Origin of the sequence: Streptomyces sp. NPDC058664, from assembly GCF_042716635.1 — a bacterium.
In the GTDB taxonomy this organism is placed as follows: domain Bacteria; phylum Actinomycetota; class Actinomycetes; order Streptomycetales; family Streptomycetaceae; genus Streptomyces.
On the sequence record NZ_JBHXRW010000049.1, the window covers coordinates 23733 to 41939 of the forward strand.

The following is an 18207-nucleotide window of genomic DNA, read 5'->3' on the forward strand; positions in this document are numbered from 1 at the left end:
AGCGTGACGGGGGAGAACGCGGTGCGGCTGAGGCCGCCCAGGAACGCCGTGGCCGAGCGGGCCGTCACCTGGTGGCGGAGCCGGCTCCTGGTGACCACCGCCGTACCGGTGGTGGTCCTCGCCGTCCTCGGCGCCCTCATCGGGCCCGCCCGGTCCTGGCTGCTCGTCGCGGCCGGGGCCGTGGCGGCCGTGGGCCTCGCCTGCACCGCGTTCTTCCCCGCCTGGTGGTACCGGGTGCACCGCTGGGAGGTCACCGACGACGCCGTCTACGTCCGCACGGGGGCCTTCTGGCAGGAATGGCGCATCGCGCCGATGTCCCGGATCCAGACCGTCGACACCTCACGCGGCCCGCTGGAGCAGTTCTTCCGGCTCGCCACCGTCACCGTGACCACCGCCTCCTCCAAGGGCGCGATCCGGATCGAGGGCCTCGACCACGAACGGGCCGCCGGGCTCGCCGAGCGGCTGACCGTCATCACCCAGGCCACCCCCGGGGACGCCACATGAGCGAGGCGCCGCAGGGCCAGGGTCCCCCCTGGCTGCTCCTCGATCCCCGTACCGTCCTCGTCCGCGTCGTCCTCTTCTCCGGCGTCCTCGCCGGAGCCGCGCTGCCCGTCGCGTTCGCTCTCGCCGGCTCACGTCCGCTGTGGCAGGCCCTCGCCTGGGTCGCCGCGGGCGTCGTGCTCGCCCTCGCCGTCGACGTCGTCGCCGAGACGGTCCGCTTCCGCCGCACCCGCTACCGCGTCGGCCCCGAGAGGGTCGAGCTCCACACCGGGCTCCTCGTCGTCCAGCGCCGCTCGCTCGGCAGGGAGCGCATCCGCAGCGCCGACCTCAGCGCCAACCCCCTCCAGCGCGTCCTCGGCCTCGTCAAGGTCCGCATCGGCACCGGCGAACAGACCGGCGGCGGCGAGTCCACCCTCGAACTCGACCTGGTCACCCGGGCCGAGGGAGAGCGACTGCGTCACGAGCTCCTCACCCGCGCCGTCGCCACTCCCGAGGACCCCGACCGGGACGACGCCCTGGCCACCCTCGACCCGCGCTGGATCCGCTACGCCCCCGTCTCCTTCCTGGCCCCCGCCCTCGGCGGCGCCGCGGCCGGCGCCGTCATGCAGGTCAGTGAGTGGTTCGGCGCCCAGGGCGAGGTCATCGACTGGATAGGGGACCGCTTCCAGGACGTCTCCGTCCCGTGGATGATCGTCGACCTGGTCCTTCTCGCCACTCTCGCCGGCGCCGTCGGCGCCCTCGGCCTCTGGGTCGAGATGTGGTGGAACTACCGCCTGGAGCGCGTGCCGGGCCGCACCCTGCGGGTCTCCCGAGGCCTCCTCACCGCCCGCTCCGTCTCCCTGGAGGAGCGCAGACTGCGCGGCGTCGAGCTCGTCGAGCCGCTCGGCGTCCGGATGTGCGGGGCCGCCCGTCTCGACGCCGTCGCCACCGGCCTCGCCAAGGACGACGGCGACAAGCACGGCGACCTGAAGAACCTGCTGCCGGCCGTGGAGCGGGCCGTCGCCGACCGGGTCGCCGCCCAGATCCTGCGCGAGCCCGAGCCGCCCACCGGAGCGCCCCTCGCCGCCCACCCCCGGGCGGCCCGCACCCGGCGGCTGCACCGGGCGCTGTGGAGCGCCCTCGGGCCCGTCGCGGTCCTCGTCCTCCTCGGACTCCTCCTCACCCCGGTCCTGCTGTACGTGGCGGCCGGCTGCGCGGTCGTCCTCGTCCCGGTCGCCGTGCTGTTCGCCCTCGACGCGTACCGCGGCCTCGGACACGGCGTCAGCGGGGCCTGTCTCGTGACCCGTTCGGGCACGGTCCGGCGTGCCACGGTCGCCCTCCAGCGCTCCGGTGTCATCGGCTGGACCGTCAAGCAGTCGTACTTCCAGCGGCGCGCCGGCGTCCTGACGCTGACCGCCACGACGGCGGCGGGGGCGGGAGCGTACGACATCCTCGACGTCGGCGAGAACCAGGGCCTGAGATTCGCCGCCGAGGCCGTACCGGAGCTCCTCGCGCCCTTCCTCGAACCCGTACACACGCCGGAGGCCCGGTCCACCAGCAGGTGAACCGGGCCTCCGTACGGGGGAATCAGGCCGAAGCCGGCGGATACAGACTCCGCGGCAGCTCCGAGGCCGCCGCCGTGTCCAGCAGCCACAGCGTCCGCGAGCGGCCGTAGGCACCGGCCGCCGGGGCCTGCACCTCGCCCGCGCCCGACAGCGCGATCGCCGCCGCCTTCGCCTTGTCCTCACCGGCCGCGAGCAGCCAGACCTCCTTCGCCGCCCGGATCGCCGGAAGCGTCAGCGAGATCCGCAGCGGCGGCGGCTTGGGCGCGCCGTGCACGCCGACCACCGTCCGCTCGGTCTCGCGGACCGCCGGCAGCTCGGGGAAGAGCGAGGCCACATGGGTGTCCGGGCCGACGCCCAGCATCAGGACGTCGAAGGCCGGCACCGTGCCGTGGCCACCCGCGGCGGCCGCCAGCTCCGTCGCGTACGCGGCCGCCGCGGTGTCGACGTCGCTGCCGTACGGGCCGTCCGAGGCCGGCATGGCGTGCACCCGGGCCGGGTCGAGCGGCACTCGGTCGAGCAGCGCCTCACGGGCCTGGGTGACGTTCCGCTCGGGGTCTCCCGAAGGCAGGAAGCGCTCGTCGCCCCACCACAGGTCGAGCCGCGACCAGTCGATCGCGTCCCGCGCGGGCGCCGTACCGAGCGCCGCGAGCAGGCCGTTGCCGTTGCGGCCGCCGGTCAGCACCACCGAGGCGGAGCCACGGGCGGCCTGGGCGTCGACGATCCGGGTGATCAGCCGGGCCGCGGCCGCCTGCGCCATCAGCTCCTTGTCGCGGTGGACGACGAGCTGGGGGGTGGTGCTCACTTGGCCGCCGCCTTCTTGGCCGCAGGTGCCTTCTTCGCGGCGGGCTTAGCCGCCGGCTCGGGCTCGGGCTCGGCCGGGGCGGCCACGACGGCCTCCTGCTCCGGCTCGGCCTCCGGCTCGGGAGCGGTGACGGCCGCCTGCTCGTCCAGACGCTCGATGCCGAACTTGAGCGCCGTCGCGTACGTGTCGTCCGGGTCGAGGCGGCGCAGCTCCTCCGCGATCAGCTCGGCCGTCTCGCGGCGCTTGAGCGCCACGCCACGGTCCGGCTGCCCCTCTATGGAGAGCGTCGCGAGCGAGCCGTCCGGCCGGTCGAGCACGATCGGGCCGCAGTTGGTCTCCATCCGTACGGAGGTGAGACCGGGGCCCGTCGACTTCGAGCGCCGCACGGGCACCTTCAGCCGCTCCGCCAGCCACATCGCGAGCAGTTCGACGCTCGGATTGAACTCCTCGCCCTCCACCTCGGCGGAGGTCACCTCGCACACGACCTGGTCGAGCGCGGCGGCGAGCATCGAACGCCACGGGGTGATCCGGGTCCACGAGAGGTCCGTGTCGCCCGGGGTGTAGCGGTCCGCGCGCGCGGTCAGTTCCTGGATGGGCTGCTCGGCGGCGTACGTGTCGGTCACCCGGCGCTGGGCGAGGGCGCCCAGCGGGTCGCTCGCCGGGTCGGTCGGCGCGTTCACCGGCCACCAGACGACGACGGGGGCGTCAGGGAGGAGCAGCGGGAGCACCACCGACTGGGCGTGGTCGACGACCTCGCCGTACAGCCGGAGCACCACGGTCTCGCCGGTGCTGGCGTCGGCGCCGAGGCGGACCTCGGCGTCGAGCCGTGCCGTGGCGCGGTCCCGCGGCGAGCGCGAGACCCGCTTGATGACGACGAGGGTCCGCGAGGGGTGTTCGCGGGACGCCTCGTTCGCCGCCTTCAGCGCGTCGTAGGCGTTCTCCTCGTCGGTGACGATGACGAGGGTGAGCACCATGCCGACGGCCGGCGTGCCGATCGCCCGCCGCCCGAGCACCAGCGCCTTGTTGATCTTGGATGACGTGGTGTCCGTCAGGTCGGTCTTCATGGCCGCCGCCAGCTCCGTCCGTCTCGTGCGAGCATCTCGTCCGCCTCGACCGGACCCCAGGTCCCGGACTGGTACTGCGCGGGCTTGCCGTGCGTGTCCCAGAACTGCTCGATCGGGTCGAGGATCTTCCAGGACAGCTCGACCTCCTCGACGCGCGGGAAGAGGTTCGAGTCGCCGAGCAGGACGTCGAGGATGAGCCGCTCGTACGCCTCGGGGCTGGACTCCGTGAAGGACTCGCCGTACGCGAAGTCCATCGACACGTCCCGGATCTCCATCTGGGTGCCGGGCACCTTGGAGCCGAACCGCACCGTCACGCCCTCGTCCGGCTGGACCCGGATCACGATGGCGTTGCGTCCGAGTTCCTCGGTCGCGGTGTGGTCGAAGGGGGAGTGCGGGGCGCGCTGGAAGACGACCGCGATCTCGGTGACGCGGCGGCCCAGGCGCTTGCCCGTACGGAGGTAGAAGGGGACGCCCGCCCAGCGGCGGTTGTCGATCTCCAGCTTGATGGCCGCGTAGGTGTCGGTCTTCGACTGAGGGTCGATGCCGTCTTCCTCGAGGTAGCCGACGGCCTTCGCGCCGCCCTGCCACCCGGCCGCGTACTGGCCGCGGACCGTGGACTCGCCCAGGTCCTTGGGCAGCTTCACCGCGCCGAGGACCTTGGTCTTCTCGGCGGCCAGCGCGTCGGCGTCGAAGGAGCCGGGCTCCTCCATCGCGGTGAGCGCGAGCAGCTGGAGCAGGTGGTTCTGGATGACGTCACGGGCGGCGCCGATGCCGTCGTAGTAGCCGGCCCGGCCGCCGATGCCGATGTCCTCGGCCATGGTGATCTGTACGTGGTCGACGTACGACCGGTTCCAGATCGGCTCGAAGAGGGTGTTGGCGAAGCGGAGCGCCAGAATGTTCTGGACGGTCTCCTTGCCGAGGTAGTGGTCGATCCGGAAGACCGCCTCGGGCGGGAAGACCTCGTGGACGACCTCGTTGAGCTCCTTGGCGGAGACCAGGTCGTGTCCGAAGGGCTTCTCGATGACCGCGCGGCGCCAGGAGCCGTTCTTCTGGTCGGCCAGGCCGTGCTTCTTCAGCTGCTGGACGACGAGCGGGAAGAACTTCGGGGGCACGGACAGGTAGAAGGCGAAGTTGCCGCCGGTGCCCTGCGCCTTGTCCAGTTCCTCGACGGTGGACTTCAGCTTCTCGAAGGCGTCGTCGTCGTCGAAGTCGCCCTGGACGAAGCGCATCCCCTGGATCAGCTGCTGCCACACCTCCTCCCGGAACGGCGTGCGGGCGTGCTGCTTGACGGCCTCGTAGACCTCCTGCGCGAAGTCCTCGTCCGCCCACTCGCGGCGGGCGAAGCCGATGAGCGAGAAGCCCGGCGGCAGCAGGCCGCGGTTGGCCAGGTCGTAGACGGCAGGCATCAGCTTCTTACGGGACAAATCGCCCGTGACGCCGAAGATCACCAGACCCGACGGCCCCGCGATGCGCGGGAGCCGTCGGTCTGCGGCGTCACGGAGCGGGTTGGCTCCGTGGACTGCGCTCAAGGTGCTTACGCCTCCGAAGGTGCGAGGCGCCGAAGCTCCGCCTCGGTGGACTTGAGCAGGTCGTTCCAGGACGCCTCGAACTTCTCGACGCCCTCGTCCTCCAGGAGCTGGACGACGTCGTCGTAGCCGATGCCCAGCTTCTCGACGGCCGCCAGCTCGGCGCGCGACTGCTCGTACGTGCCGCGCACGGTGTCGCCGGTGACCTCGCCGTGGTCGGCGGTGGCCTCCAGGGTGGCCTCCGGCATGGTGTTCACCGTGCCGGGGGCGACCAGGTCCACGACGTACAGGGTGTCCTTGTACGCCGGGTCCTTGACGCCGGTCGAGGCCCACAGCGGACGCTGCTTGTTGGCCTGCGCCTTGTCGAGGGCGGCCCAGCGCTCCGAGGAGAAGACCTCCTCGTACGCCTCGTACGCCAGACGCGCGTTGGCCAGGGCGGCCTTGCCCTTGAGGGACTTCGCCTCGTCGGTGCCGATGGCGTCCAGGCGCTTGTCGATCTCCGAGTCCACGCGGGACACGAAGAAGGAGGCCACCGAGTGGATCTTGGAGAGGTCGAGGCCGCGCTCCTTGGCCTTCTCCAGGCCCGCCAGGTAGGCGTCCATGACCGCGCGGTAGCGCTCGAGCGAGAAGATCAGCGTCACGTTGACGCTGATGCCGAGGCCGATGACCTCGGTGATCGCCGGCAGACCCGCCTCGGTGGCCGGAATCTTGATCAGGGTGTTGGGACGGTCCACCAGCCAGGCCAGCTGCTTGGCCTCGGCGACGGTGGCGGTCGTCTCGTGGGCGAGACGGGGGTCGACCTCGATGGACACCCGGCCGTCCTGGCCGTCGGTCGCGTCGAAGACCGGCCGCAGGATGTCGGCGGCGTCGCGGACGTCCGCCGTCGTGATCATGCGGATGGCCTCTTCCACCGTCACCTTGCGGGCGGCGAGGTCGGCCAGCTGCTGGTCGTACCCGTGGCCCTCCGAGATGGCCTTCTGGAAGATGGACGGGTTCGTGGTGACACCGACCACGTGGCTCTGGTCGATCAGCTCGGCCAGGTTGCCGGACGTGATCCGCTGGCGCGAGAGGTCGTCCAGCCAGATCGCGACGCCTTCGTCGGAGAGGCGCTTGAGAGCGTCTGTCATGGGAGTTGCATCTCCAATTAAGTCGTACGTATGGACGTCAGCGCGCGGTGGCGTCGATCGATTCCCGCGCGGCGGCGGCGATCGCCTCCGGCGTGAACCCGAACTCGCGGAACAGGACCTTCGCGTCCGCCGAGGCGCCGAAGTGCTCGAGCGAGACGATCCGGCCGGCGTCCCCGACGTACCGGTGCCAGGTGAGACCGATACCGGCCTCGACCGCGACCCGGGCCCTGACCGACGGCGGCAGGACGGAGTCCTTGTACGCCTGGTCCTGCTCCTCGAACCACTCCACGGACGGCATCGAGACCACCCGGGTCGGGACGCCGTCGGCCTGGAGCCGCTCGCGGGCCTCGACGGCCAGGTGCACCTCGGAGCCGGTCGCGATCAGCACGACCTGGGCGTCGCCGCCGTCGGCGTCGAACAGCACGTAGCCGCCCTTGACGGTGTCCTCGTTCGGCGCGTACGTCGGCACGCCCTGGCGGGTGAGCGCGAGGCCGTGCGGGGCGCCCTTGCCGAAGGCCTTGGTGTGGCGCCGCATGATCTCGCGCCAGGCGATCGCCGTCTCGTTGGCATCGGCCGGACGGACCACGTTCAGACCCGGGATCGCGCGCAGCGAGGCGAGGTGCTCCACCGGCTGGTGCGTCGGGCCGTCCTCGCCCAGACCGATCGAGTCGTGGGTCCAGACGTACGTCACGGGCAGGTGCATCAGCGCGGACAGCCGCACCGCGTTGCGCATGTAGTCGGAGAACACCAGGAAGGTGCCGCCGTAGACGCGCGTGTTGCCGTGCAGCGCGATGCCGTTCATCTCCGCGGCCATGGAGTGCTCGCGGATGCCGAAGTGGATCGTGCGGCCGTACTTGTCGGCCTCCGGCAGCGGGTTGCCCTCGGGCAGGAACGACGAGGTCTTGTCGATCGTCGTGTTGTTCGAGCCCGCCAGGTCGGCCGAGCCGCCCCACAGCTCCGGGATGACCGCGCCGAGCGCCTTGAGGACCTGGCCCGAGGCGGCACGGGTGGCGACACCCTTGCCCGGCTCGAAGACCGGAAGCTTCGACTCCCAGCCGGCCGGCAGCTCGTTCGCCTGGATGCGGTCGAACTCGGCGGCGCGCTCCGGGTTGGCCGTACGCCACTCGGCGAGCGACTTCTCCCACCCGGCGCGGGCCTCACGGCCGCGGTCGCCGAGCGCGCGGGTGTGCGCGATGACCTCGTCGGAGACCTCGAAGGTCTGCTCCGGGTCGAAGCCCAGGACGCGCTTGGTGGCCGCGATCTCCTCGTCGCCGAGCGCCGAGCCGTGCGCGGCCTCGGTGTTCTGCGCGTTCGGCGCGGGCCAGGCGATGATCGAGCGCATCGCGATGAACGACGGACGCTCGGTCTCGGCCTCGGCGGCCCTGATCGCCGTGTACAGCGCGGCCGGGTCCAGGTCGCCGTTGGCCTGCGGCTCGACGCGCTGGACGTGCCAGCCGTACGCCTCGTACCGCTTCATCGTGTCCTCGGACACGGCCGTCTCGGTGTCGCCCTCGATCGAGATGTGGTTGTCGTCCCACAGCATGATCAGGTTGCCGAGCTTCTGGTGGCCCGCGAGCGAGGAGGCCTCCGCGGAGATGCCCTCCTGGAGACAGCCGTCACCGGCGATCACGTAGATGTGGTGGTCGAACGGGGAGGCGCCGGTGGCGGCCTCCGGGTCGAACAGGCCACGCTCGTAGCGGGCGGCCATCGCCATGCCCACGGCGTTGGCGACACCCTGGCCCAGCGGTCCCGTGGTCGTCTCGACGGCGGCGGTGTGACCGTACTCCGGGTGCCCGGGGGTCTTCGAACCCCAGGTGCGGAACGCCTTCAGGTCGTCGAGCTCGAGCCCGAAGCCACCCAGGTACAGCTGGGTGTAGAGGGTCAGGGACGAGTGGCCGGCGGAGAGGACGAACCGGTCGCGCCCGACCCACTCGGGGTCGGCCGGGTCGTGCCGCATCACCTTCTGGAAGAGGGTGTACGCGGCGGGCGCCAGGCTCATCGCCGTACCGGGATGGCCGTTGCCGACCTTCTGTACGGCGTCCGCGGCCAGGATGCGGGCGGTGTCGACGGCCCGCTGGTCCAACTCGGTCCACTCGAGGTCTGTGGTGGTCGGCTTAGTGCTCACCCTGGGTCAGGGCTCCTCTCCACATGTCTGAAGCCGGTGACTGAGGGTGTACCGGCGGTGTCGAGCCTACCCCCGCCGGACCGCCCTCTTTCCGTGTTCACGCCCCTCAAATGAGCGGATACGGCAAGACTGCCGCCGCCCGTGGGAGTTCGCCTCCCGGAGCGCGTCCACGCCTCGGGACACACCCCCTCAACACGACCCCACCCCCGCGAAGATCGGTGTCTGGGCAACGTCTACAGTGGCGTGGTACGCGCAAGCTTCACCCCGCCTTCATCCGGGGAGCTTGCTGGGAATTTCTCTGTCAGGGGTGTGCGTGACGGCCGTCGAGTCCCGACCCGCAGGGGTCGTCTTGACTCCCAGCCCGGGGGGCCATCGGCCGTTCGGGGCCCGCGTCAAGGCATACGTGGCGCTGACCAAGCCGCGGATCATCGAGCTGCTGCTCATCACGACCGTCCCGGTGATGTTCCTCGCCGAGCAGGGTGTGCCCGACCTGTGGCTGGTGCTCGCCACCTGCTTCGGCGGATACCTCTCGGCGGGCGGCGCAAACGCCCTGAACATGTACATCGACCGCGACATCGACGCGCTGATGGACCGCACCTCCCAGCGACCGCTGGTCACCGGCGTGCTGACACCGCGCGAGGGCCTGGTCTTCGGCCTCACCCTCGCCGTGGTCTCCACGCTCTGGTTCGGCCTGCTCGTCAACTGGCTCTCCGCCGCCCTCTCGCTCGGCGCGCTCCTCTTCTACGTCGTGGTCTACACGATGATCCTGAAGCGACGGACCGCGCAGAACATCGTCTGGGGCGGCATCGCCGGCTGCCTGCCGGTGCTCATCGGCTGGTCGGCCGTGACGAACTCGATGTCCTGGGCCGCGGTCATCCTCTTCCTCGTCATCTTCTTCTGGACGCCGCCGCACTACTGGCCGCTGTCGATGAAGGTGAAGGACGACTACGCGCGGGCGGGCGTTCCGATGCTGCCCGTCCTCGCCTCCAACAAGGTCGTCGCCAAGCAGATCGTCGCCTACAGCTGGGTGATGGTCGCCGTCTCGCTGCTGCTCACCCCGCTGGGCTACACGGGCTGGTTCTACCTGGCCGTGGCGCTGCTCACCGGCGGCTGGTGGCTCTGGGAGGCGCACGCGCTCCTGAACCGCGCGAAGGCGGGCGCGACCGGTGCGAAGCTCAAGGAGATGCGCCTCTTCCACTGGTCCATCACCTATGTCTCGCTGCTCTTCGTGGCGGTCGCGGTGGACCCCTTCCTCCGCTAGGAGGTCCTGGGCGTTCCGCTCAGATGATCAGCTCCGGTCGACGGCCGGGTCACGTGGGATAGGCCACGTGGCCCGGCCGTCGTCACTCGATCTACGCGTCGGTAGCATCGCTGTCATGGCAGAGACGAAGAACGAAGAGCGCAAGGCGACCAGGCTCGCCAAGGAGATCCGGGCCTTCGCCAAGGAGCACGGCGGCTCCGAGGGCCACCTCGCGCACATCGGCCAGGCGGGCACCCGGATCGTCCTCGTCGGCACGGACGGCGGCTGGGGCGACCTCGTCGCGCCCACGTACGAGATCGCGCGGCAGGCCGCGGAGAAGGCCGGCCTCACCCTCCACGAGGAGTTCGACGGCGAGATCGCCGCCAAGGTCGCCACCGGCCCGTACGAGTGGACCCGGATGGCCGGTATCCAGATCGGCGGCCCCTCCAACGGCTGAGCCGACAACCTCGCGAGGGGCTCACCCGTTAGGACGTGTGGAGACGCGACACGTCCACACAGGGAGCCCCCCGAGATGATCGACACGCCGAGCCTGGTGGACCAGTACTGCCACGGGGTGCTCCGTACGGAGCTCGGCCTCGGCACCTTCGAGGCCCAGCTCGGCGCCCAGCTCGGCGGGAGCACCGCGCTGCCCGCCGCGGGCACCACCTTCTTCGACACCCAGACCGGCTTCGCCGTGCGCCGCTGGTGCCCGCCGCTCCTCGGTCTCGAACCGCACTGCCCGCCCGCCCGGTATCTCGCCCGCCGCCGCGAGCTCGGCGTCGTCGAAGCGGGCCGCCGGCTCCTCCGCGCCTCCGGGATCGGCACCTATCTGGTCGACACCGGAGCACCCGGCGATCTGACGGGGCCCGCCGAGATCGCCGCCACGGGCGCCGCCGAGGCCCACGAGATCGTCCGCCTCGAACCCCTCGCCGAACAGGTCGCCGACACCTCGGGGACCGTCGAGTCCTTCCTCGCCAACCTCGCCGAGGCCGTCCACGGCGCCGCCGGCGGCGCCGTCGCCCTCGCCTCCGTGGCAGGGGTGCGCCAAGGGCTCGCGTACACGTCCGAACCGCCGGGGCCCGGGGAGGTACGCGGGGCGGCGGGGCGCTGGCTCGCCGGACGCCCGGCCGGTGGCCGGCTCACCGACCCCGTCCTGCTGCGCCATCTGCTCTGGATCGCGGTCACCGCAGGGCGCCCCCTCCAGCTGCACACCGGGGACCGCGACCCGGCCGCGGTCGCCGGCTTCGCGGCCGCCACCACGGGCCTCGGCACCGACCTGGTGCTGCTGCACTCCTATCCGTACCACCGCGCCGCCGCGCGGCTGACCGGGACGCACGCGCACGTGTACGCGGATCTGGGTCCCGTCCTCGCGCACACCGGGGCGCGGGCGGCGGCGGTCCTCGCCGAGGTCCTGGAGCGGGCGCCGTTCGGCAAGCTGCTGTTCTCCAGCGGCGCCCACGGGCTGCCCGAGCTGCACGTGGTCGCCGCGAGCGTCTTCCGCACCGCGCTCACCCGGGTGCTCGGCGAATGGGTCGGGGACGGCGCCTGGTCCCGTACGGACGCCCAGCGGGTCGCCGCGCTGATCGCCGGGGAGAACGCGCGACGGGTCTACCGGCTCGCGGGGAGCCGGTAGACCCGTCGGGGGGCAGACGGTTCAGGCCGTGGCCGGTACCGGGTCGGCCTGGGCCGGGATGTCGGCGGTGGGCAGGGGACGCTCGCGCAGGCTCAGGGCGAGCCGCAGCACCGCGATCCACATCAGCGAGGAGCCGAGCATGTGAGCGGCGACCAGGATCTCGGGGACCCCGGTGAAGTACTGGACGTAGCCGATGCCGCCCTGGGCGAGCAGCACGATCAGCAGGTCACGGGCGCGGGCCCGGGTGTCGAGCGGGGCGTCCACCACGCGGAGCACCAGCCACATCGCGAGCGCGAGGGCGCAGACGACCCAGGCGGCGATAGCGTGGACGTGCGCCGCGTTCGTCCAGTCCCACGGCATGCGCGGCACGTCGCTGCTGTCACCGGCGTGCTTGCCGGAGCCGGTCACGGCCGTACCGAGCGCGATCAGCAGCCCGGAGACGATCGTGATCGCCCAGGACAGCTTCCGGACCGGGCGCGGCACGCGCGGGCGGGGGGCGGTGTCGCCCTCGCCGGTCCGGTGCCAGGTGACGACGGCGACCGTGAGCAGGGCGTTCGCGGCGAGGAAGTGGCCGGCCACCGTCCACGGGTTGAGGCCCATCCACACCGTGATGCCGCCGAGGACGGCGTTGCTCATCACGATCCAGAACTGGGCCCAGCCGAGCCGGGTCAGTCCGCGCCGCCGGGGCTTGGTGGACCGGGCGGCGATGATGGCCCAGCCGACGGCCGCCGACAGGACGTACGTCAGCATCCGGTTGCCGAACTCGATCGCGCCGTGAAGGCCCTGCTCGGGTGTGGCGAAGAGGCTGTCGTCGGTGCACTTGGGCCAGGTGTCGCAGCCGAGACCGGAACCGGTCAGCCGGACCGCGCCGCCCGTGACGACGATGAGCACGCTCATCACGACGGCGGAGAGCGCGGCGCGCCGGAGCGTCCTCGGGGACGGGGTCCAGCGCCTGGCGATGAAGGCGAGGGGGGTCAGCACGGGCCCTATCGTAGGACGGCGCTTGTGCGCGCTTTCACGAGGGGGGCGTATGTGGCCGAACGGAACCTTACGGTTACTCCCAGCGGAAGAACCTCGCCGCCGCGCCGAGCCCCAGGACCGCCCAGACCGCCAGGATCAGCGCGTCGCCCCAGGGCATCGACGCGCCGCCCTGGAGGACGTCCCGCAGGCCGTCGGAGAGGGCGGAGATCGGGAGCAGCGCCAGCACGTCGCCCGCGGCGCCGAACTTCTCCAGCGGGACGATGACCCCGCCGCCCACCAGGAGCAGCAGGAAGACCAGGTTCGCGGCGGCGAGCGTGGCCTCGGCCTTCAGGGTGCCGGCCATGAGCAGGCCGAGCCCCGAGAAGGCGGCGGTGCCGAGCACGAGCAGCAGCAGGACCGACAGCGGGTCGCCCTGCGGCGACCAGCCGAGGGACAGCGCGATCACGGTCAGGAGCGCGATCTGGAGCACCTCGGTGACGAGCACGGACAGCGTCTTGGCGGCCATCAGCGCCCAGCGGGGGAGCGGTGAGGCGCCGAGCCGCTTGAGCACTCCGTACCGCCGCTCGAATCCGGTGGCGATGGCCTGACCGGTGAAGGCGGTGGACATCACGGCGAGCGCGAGGACACCGGGGGCGAGGAAGTCGACGGCCTCGCCCGCACCCGTGTCGACGACGTCGACGGTCGAGAAGAGCACCAGGAGCAGCGAAGGGATGATCACGGTGAGGAGCAGCTGCTCGCCGTTGCGCAGCAGCATCCGGGTCTCCAGGGCCGTCTGCGCCGCGATCATGCGGCCGACGGGGGCGGCGCCGGGCCTGGGGGAGTAGGTACCTGCACTCACGACCGGAGCTCCTTGCCCGTCAGTTCCAGGAACACGTCTTCGAGGGTGTGGCGCTCGACGGAGATGCCGTCGGGCATGACGCCGTGCTGGGCGCACCAGCTGGCGACCGTGGCGAGCAGCTGCGGGTCGACGGCGCCGGTGATCCGGTACGTGCCCGGGAGCGGCTCCGCGGCGGCCGTGCCGTCCGGCAGCGCCTTGAGCAGGGAGCCCAGGTCGAGCCCGGGGCGCCCGGTGAAGCGCAGGGTGTTCTCGGCGCCGCCCCGGCACAGCTCCTCGGGGCTGCCCTGGGCGACGACCCGGCCGGCGTCGACGATGGCGACGTCGTCGGCGAGCTCCTCGGCCTCCTGCATGGAGTGCGTGGTGAGGACGGTGGTCACGCCGTCGGCGCGCAGTTCGCGCACCAGGTCCCAGGTCGCGCGGCGGGCCTGCGGGTCGAGGCCGGCGGTGGGCTCGTCGAGGAAGACGAGCTCGGGGCGGCCGACGACGGCCATGGCGAGCGCGAGGCGCTGCTGCTGGCCGCCGGAGAGCCGTCGGTAGGTGGTGCGGCCGCAGGAGTCGAGGCCGAGCCGCTCGATCAGGGCGTCCACGTCCAGCGGGTGGGCGTGGAGCTTGGCCATGTGGCGCAGCATCTCGTCGGCCCTGGCGCCGGAGTAGACGCCGCCGGACTGGAGCATGACGCCGATCCGGGGGCGGAGGGCCGCCGCGTCGGCGGCCGGGTCGAGGCCCAGGACGCGGACGGTGCCGGAGTCGGGCCTGCGGTAGCCCTCGCAGGTCTCGATCGTGGTGGTCTTGCCGGCCCCGTTGGGACCGAGGACGGCGGTGACGGTGCCCGCGCGCACGTCGAGGTCGAGTCCGTCGACGGCGGTTTTGCTTCCGTACCGCTTGACCAGGCCGCGGACCTGGACGGCGCTGTCGACGGACTCGTTCTGCTTGCTCCCGGGCATGTCCGGAAGTCTAGAGAGCGTTCGGGACCCCTCCGGGCGCGGGGCCCCCGAGCGGCCCTCATTCGTCCTACGAATGATCATTTCCGCAGGTCAGGTAAGCCTTACCTGAGTGATGCACGGCACCGCCCGCGCCGTGGACGCCGCTTGTCAGTCCGAGATTAATTACGCAACAATGGCGTTGTGAAAAACGTTGGCGCGGCTCCGGTGGAGGAACTCGCGACCCGTGAGCGTTCGACGCGCAACCGGGTCGCGCGGTCGATCCTGGACCACGGTCCCTCGACCGTCGCCGATCTGGCAGGCCGGCTCCGCCTCACCCAGGCGGCCGTCCGGCGCCACCTCGACTCGCTGGTCGCCGACAATGTCGTCGAAGCCCGCGAGAAGCGCGTCTACGGGGCCAGGGCCCGCGGCCGCCCCGCGAAGGTCTTCGCGCTCACCGACTGCGGCCGGGACGCCTTCGACCAGTCGTACGACTCGCTGGCCGTGGAGGCGCTCCGCTGGATCGAGCGCAACGCCGGCGGGGAAGCGGCCGTGGCCGCCTTCGCCCGGGACCGGATCGAGGCCCAGGGCGGCGCGTACCGGGAAGCCGTCGAGGCCGCCGAGCCCGCACGGCGGACCGAGGCGCTTGCCAAGGCCCTGACGGCGGACGGGTACGCTGCCACTGCGCGGAACGCGCCGGTCGGCGAACAGCTCTGCCAGCACCACTGCCCGGTCGCCCACGTCGCCGAGCAGTACCCACAGCTGTGCGAGGCGGAGACGGAGTTCTTCTCCCGCCTCCTGGGAACGCACGTCCAGCGTCTGGCCACCATCGCGCATGGTGACGGCGTCTGCACCACGTTCATCCCGCACAGCGCCCCACAGGCCACCCCATCAGCATCCGCCAGTACCGCCGGGAGGAACCCCGCATGACCACCGAGATCAGCCACCCCGAGCTTGAGGGCCTGGGTCGGTACGAGTACGGCTGGGCCGACTCCGACACGGCCGGTGCCACCGCCAAGCGTGGCCTCAACGAGGACGTCGTCCGCGACATCTCCTCGAAGAAGAACGAGCCCGAGTGGATGCTGAAGCTGCGTCTCAAGGGTCTGCGGCTCTTCGGCAAGAAGCCCATGCCGACCTGGGGCTCCGACCTCTCCGGCATCGACTTCGACAACATCAAGTACTTCGTGCGTTCCACCGAGAAGCAGGCCGCTTCCTGGGAGGAACTGCCGGAGGACATCAAGAACACGTACGACAAGCTCGGCATCCCCGAGGCCGAGAAGCAGCGCCTCGTCGCCGGCGTCGCCGCCCAGTACGAGTCCGAGGTCGTCTACCACCAGATCCGCGAGGACCTGGAGGAGCAGGGCGTCATCTTCGTCGACACCGACACCGCGCTGAAGGAGCACGAGGAGCTCTTCCGCGAGTACTTCGGCACCGTCATCCCGGTCGGCGACAACAAGTTCGCCTCCCTGAACACGGCCGTGTGGTCCGGCGGCTCGTTCATCTACGTGCCGAAGGGCGTGCACGTCGAGATCCCGCTCCAGGCCTACTTCCGCATCAACACGGAGAACATGGGCCAGTTCGAGCGGACGCTGATCATCGTCGACGAGGACGCCTACGTCCACTACGTCGAGGGCTGCACCGCCCCGATCTACTCCTCGGACTCGCTGCACAGCGCCGTCGTCGAGATCATCGTCAAGAAGGGCGGCCGCTGCCGCTACACGACCATCCAGAACTGGTCGAACAACGTCTACAACCTGGTGACCAAGCGCGCCGTCGCCTACGAGGGCGCCACCATGGAGTGGGTCGACGGCAACATCGGCTCCAAGGTCACCATGAAGTACCCCGCCGTCTACCTGATGGGCGAGCACGCCAAGGGCGAGACCCTCTCCATCGCCTTCGCGGGCGAGGGCCAGCACCAGGACGCCGGCGCCAAGATGGTCCACATGGCCCCGAACACCTCCTCCAACATCGTCTCCAAGTCGGTGGCGCGAGGCGGCGGCCGCACCTCCTACCGCGGTCTCATCGAGATCGGCGAGGGTGCCCCGGGCGCCAAGTCCAACGTGCTCTGCGACGCGCTGCTCGTCGACACGATCTCCCGCTCCGACACGTACCCCTACGTGGACGTGCGCGAGGACGACGTCTCCATGGGCCACGAGGCCACCGTCTCCAAGGTCTCCGAGGACCAGCTCTTCTACCTGATGAGCCGCGGCCTCACCGAGTTCGAGGCCATGGCGATGATCGTCCGCGGCTTCGTCGAGCCCATCGCCAAGGAACTCCCGATGGAGTACGCCCTGGAGCTCAACCGGCTGATCGAGCTGCAGATGGAAGGCTCGGTCGGTTAAGACCCGGCCGCCATCCGTACCGTCTTTGCGTAGTCACGAGGAAGAGAGCAACACGACAGCCATGGCTGAGGCTCAGAACATCCCGGCGGGTTCCACCACCGCCGGCTCGATCGCGGTGGCCGCCGAGTCCACCGTCGCCACGCGCATGAGCGCGCCCCCGTCCTTCGACGTCGCGGACTTCCCCGTCCCGCACGGCCGCGAGGAGGAGTGGCGGTTCACGCCGCTCGAGCGCCTGCGCGGCCTCCACGACGGCACCGCCGTCGTCTCCGGCGAGGGCGTCAAGGTCGAGGTCGAGGCCCCCGAGGGCGTCACCGTGGAGACCGTCGGCCGTGACGACGCGCGCCTCGGCAAGGCCGGGACGCCCGTCGACCGCGTCGCCGCCCAGGCGTACTCCTCCTTCGAGAAGGCCTCGGTCGTCACCGTCGCCAAGGAGGCCGTCCTCACCGAGCCGATCCGCATCGCCGTGCACGGCGAGGGCGGGGTCGCCTTCGGCCACCAGGTGATCGAGCTCGGCGCCTTCGCCGAGGCCGTCGTGGTCATCGACCACACCGGTGACGCGGTGCTCGCCGCCAACGTCGACTACGTCCTCGGCGACGGCGCCAAGCTGACCGTCGTCTCCGTCCAGGACTGGGACGAGAAGGCCGTCCACGTCGCCCAGCACAACGCCCTGGTCGGCCGCGACGCCTCCTTCAAGTCCGTCGTGGTCACCTTCGGCGGCGACGTCGTCCGCATCCACCCGCGCGTGTCGTACGCGGCCCCCGGCGGTGAGGCCGAGCTCTTCGGCCTGTACTTCACCGACGCCGGCCAGCACCAGGAGCACCGCCTCCTGGTCGACCACAACACCCCGCACTGCAAGTCCAACGTGGCCTACAAGGGCGCGCTGCAGGGCCAGGGCGCGCACGCCGTCTGGATCGGTGACGTGCTCATCCAGGCCGCCGCCGAGGGCACGGACACGTACGAGCTCAACCGGAACCTGGTCCTCACGGACGGCGCCCGGGTCGACTCCGTACCGAACCTGGAGATCGAGACCGGCGAGATCGCCGGCGCCGGCCACGCCTCGGCCACCGGCCGCTTCGACGACGAGCAGCTCTTCTACCTGATGTCCCGCGGCATCCCGGAGGTCGAGGCCCGTCGCCTCGTCGTCCGCGGCTTCTTCGCGGAACTGGTCCAGCAGATCGGTCTGCCGGACGTCCAGGAGCGCCTCCTCGCCAAGATCGAGGCCGAGCTGGAGGCCTCCGTCTGATGGCCTTCGTCCGAGTCTGCGCACTGAGCGAGCTGGAGGCCGACACCCCGAAGCGGGTCGAGGTCGACGGCACGCCGGTGTCGGTCGTGCACACCGAGGGCGAGGTGTACGCGATCAACGACATCTGCTCGCACGCGAACGTCTCCCTCTCGGAGGGCGAGGTCGAGGACTGCGCCATCGAGTGCTGGCTGCACGGGTCGAGCTTCGACCTGCGCACCGGCAAGCCCTCCGGCCTTCCCGCGACGCGCCCCGTCCCCGTATACCCCGTAAAGATCGAAGGGGACGATGTGCTCGTCTCCGTCACCCAGGAGTCCTGAGTCA

At 71.3% G+C, this 18207-nt stretch carries 17 protein-coding genes; 9 read left to right on the forward strand and 8 right to left on the reverse strand.

The window, feature by feature from the left end; genetic code table 11:
• The first annotated feature begins 3 nt into the window (after window positions 1-3).
• Together ACFWUY_RS30845 and ACFWUY_RS30850 are read left to right on the forward strand one after the other, a co-directional pair.
• Complete coding sequence (locus ACFWUY_RS30845) at window positions 4-504, forward strand: PH domain-containing protein (protein WP_384117270.1); 501 nt, start codon at window positions 4-6, stop codon at window positions 502-504.
• The gene (locus tag ACFWUY_RS30850) at window positions 501-2045 is read left to right on the forward strand and encodes a PH domain-containing protein (RefSeq protein ID WP_384117277.1); all 1545 of its coding nucleotides are present in this window, start codon (window positions 501-503) and stop codon (window positions 2043-2045) included. Before ACFWUY_RS30845 ends, ACFWUY_RS30850 begins: the two co-directional genes overlap by 4 nt.
• A gap of 22 nt (window positions 2046-2067) precedes the next feature.
• Here ACFWUY_RS30850 and pgl read toward each other — a convergent pair whose 3' ends face one another.
• The 5 genes from pgl to tkt are packed head-to-tail and all read right to left on the reverse strand — an operon-like array spanning window position 2068 to window position 8689.
• The gene (gene pgl / locus ACFWUY_RS30855) at window positions 2068-2847 is read right to left on the reverse strand and encodes a 6-phosphogluconolactonase (RefSeq protein WP_384117283.1); all 780 of its coding nucleotides are present in this window, start codon (window positions 2845-2847) and stop codon (window positions 2068-2070) included.
• On the reverse strand, window positions 2844-3911 hold the full coding sequence (gene opcA / locus ACFWUY_RS30860; RefSeq protein WP_384117290.1) for a glucose-6-phosphate dehydrogenase assembly protein OpcA: 1068 nt from the start codon (window positions 3909-3911) through the stop codon (window positions 2844-2846). Before opcA ends, pgl begins: the two co-directional genes overlap by 4 nt.
• Window positions 3908-5440 carry a glucose-6-phosphate dehydrogenase gene (gene zwf / locus ACFWUY_RS30865; RefSeq protein WP_384117292.1) on the reverse strand — a complete coding sequence of 511 codons (1533 nt, stop codon included), beginning with the start codon at window positions 5438-5440 and terminating at the stop codon, window positions 3908-3910. Before zwf ends, opcA begins: the two co-directional genes overlap by 4 nt.
• 5 nt (window positions 5441-5445) lie before the next feature.
• On the reverse strand, window positions 5446-6564 hold the full coding sequence (tal, locus tag ACFWUY_RS30870) for a transaldolase (RefSeq protein WP_384117296.1): 1119 nt from the start codon (window positions 6562-6564) through the stop codon (window positions 5446-5448).
• Between the two features lie 37 nt (window positions 6565-6601).
• Entirely contained in the window at window positions 6602-8689 is a 2088-nt protein-coding gene (gene tkt / locus ACFWUY_RS30875) for a transketolase (RefSeq protein WP_384117299.1), read from the reverse strand.
• A gap of 313 nt (window positions 8690-9002) precedes the next feature.
• On the opposite strand from tkt, the gene ACFWUY_RS30880 reads away from it, so the two are divergent.
• From ACFWUY_RS30880 to ACFWUY_RS30890, 3 genes are all read left to right on the forward strand, one after another.
• Window positions 9003-9950 (forward strand): heme o synthase, encoded by a 948-nt coding sequence (locus tag ACFWUY_RS30880; RefSeq protein ID WP_384117302.1) that lies wholly within the window; start codon window positions 9003-9005, stop codon window positions 9948-9950.
• A gap of 115 nt (window positions 9951-10065) precedes the next feature.
• Window positions 10066-10386, forward strand: coding sequence for a hypothetical protein (locus ACFWUY_RS30885; protein WP_384117305.1), 321 nt, complete (start codon window positions 10066-10068; stop codon window positions 10384-10386).
• Window positions 10387-10461: 75 nt separating this feature from the next.
• Complete coding sequence (locus ACFWUY_RS30890; RefSeq protein ID WP_384117307.1) at window positions 10462-11562, forward strand: amidohydrolase family protein; 1101 nt, start codon at window positions 10462-10464, stop codon at window positions 11560-11562.
• Between the two features lie 21 nt (window positions 11563-11583).
• Here ACFWUY_RS30890 and ACFWUY_RS30895 read toward each other — a convergent pair whose 3' ends face one another.
• From ACFWUY_RS30895 to ACFWUY_RS30905, 3 genes are all read right to left on the reverse strand, one after another.
• Window positions 11584-12543, reverse strand: coding sequence for a heme A synthase (locus ACFWUY_RS30895; RefSeq protein ID WP_384117310.1), 960 nt, complete (start codon window positions 12541-12543; stop codon window positions 11584-11586).
• A gap of 73 nt (window positions 12544-12616) precedes the next feature.
• Entirely contained in the window at window positions 12617-13381 is a 765-nt protein-coding gene (locus ACFWUY_RS30900) for an ABC transporter permease (RefSeq protein WP_384117315.1), read from the reverse strand.
• Window positions 13378-14325 carry an ABC transporter ATP-binding protein gene (locus ACFWUY_RS30905; protein ID WP_384117321.1) on the reverse strand — a complete coding sequence of 316 codons (948 nt, stop codon included), beginning with the start codon at window positions 14323-14325 and terminating at the stop codon, window positions 13378-13380. The genes ACFWUY_RS30900 and ACFWUY_RS30905 overlap by 4 nt, the downstream gene beginning before the upstream one ends.
• Window positions 14326-14505: 180 nt before the next feature.
• On the opposite strand from ACFWUY_RS30905, the gene ACFWUY_RS30910 reads away from it, so the two are divergent.
• The 4 genes from ACFWUY_RS30910 (at window position 14506) to ACFWUY_RS30925 (ending at window position 18203) form a co-directional block, all read left to right on the forward strand.
• On the forward strand, window positions 14506-15231 hold the full coding sequence (locus tag ACFWUY_RS30910) for a helix-turn-helix transcriptional regulator (RefSeq protein ID WP_384117324.1): 726 nt from the start codon (window positions 14506-14508) through the stop codon (window positions 15229-15231).
• Window positions 15228-16643 carry a Fe-S cluster assembly protein SufB gene (sufB, locus tag ACFWUY_RS30915; protein ID WP_384117329.1) on the forward strand — a complete coding sequence of 472 codons (1416 nt, stop codon included), beginning with the start codon at window positions 15228-15230 and terminating at the stop codon, window positions 16641-16643. Before ACFWUY_RS30910 ends, sufB begins: the two co-directional genes overlap by 4 nt.
• A 61-nt stretch (window positions 16644-16704) precedes the next feature.
• A complete protein-coding gene (gene sufD / locus ACFWUY_RS30920) occupies window positions 16705-17886 on the forward strand; it encodes a Fe-S cluster assembly protein SufD (RefSeq protein WP_384117333.1) in 1182 nt (393 codons plus the stop codon).
• Window positions 17886-18203: a bifunctional 3-phenylpropionate/cinnamic acid dioxygenase ferredoxin subunit gene (locus ACFWUY_RS30925; RefSeq protein ID WP_030692512.1), complete on the forward strand. Its 318-nt coding sequence runs from the start codon at window positions 17886-17888 to the stop codon at window positions 18201-18203. The genes sufD and ACFWUY_RS30925 overlap by 1 nt, the downstream gene beginning before the upstream one ends.
• The last annotated feature ends 4 nt before the right edge of the window (window positions 18204-18207 follow it).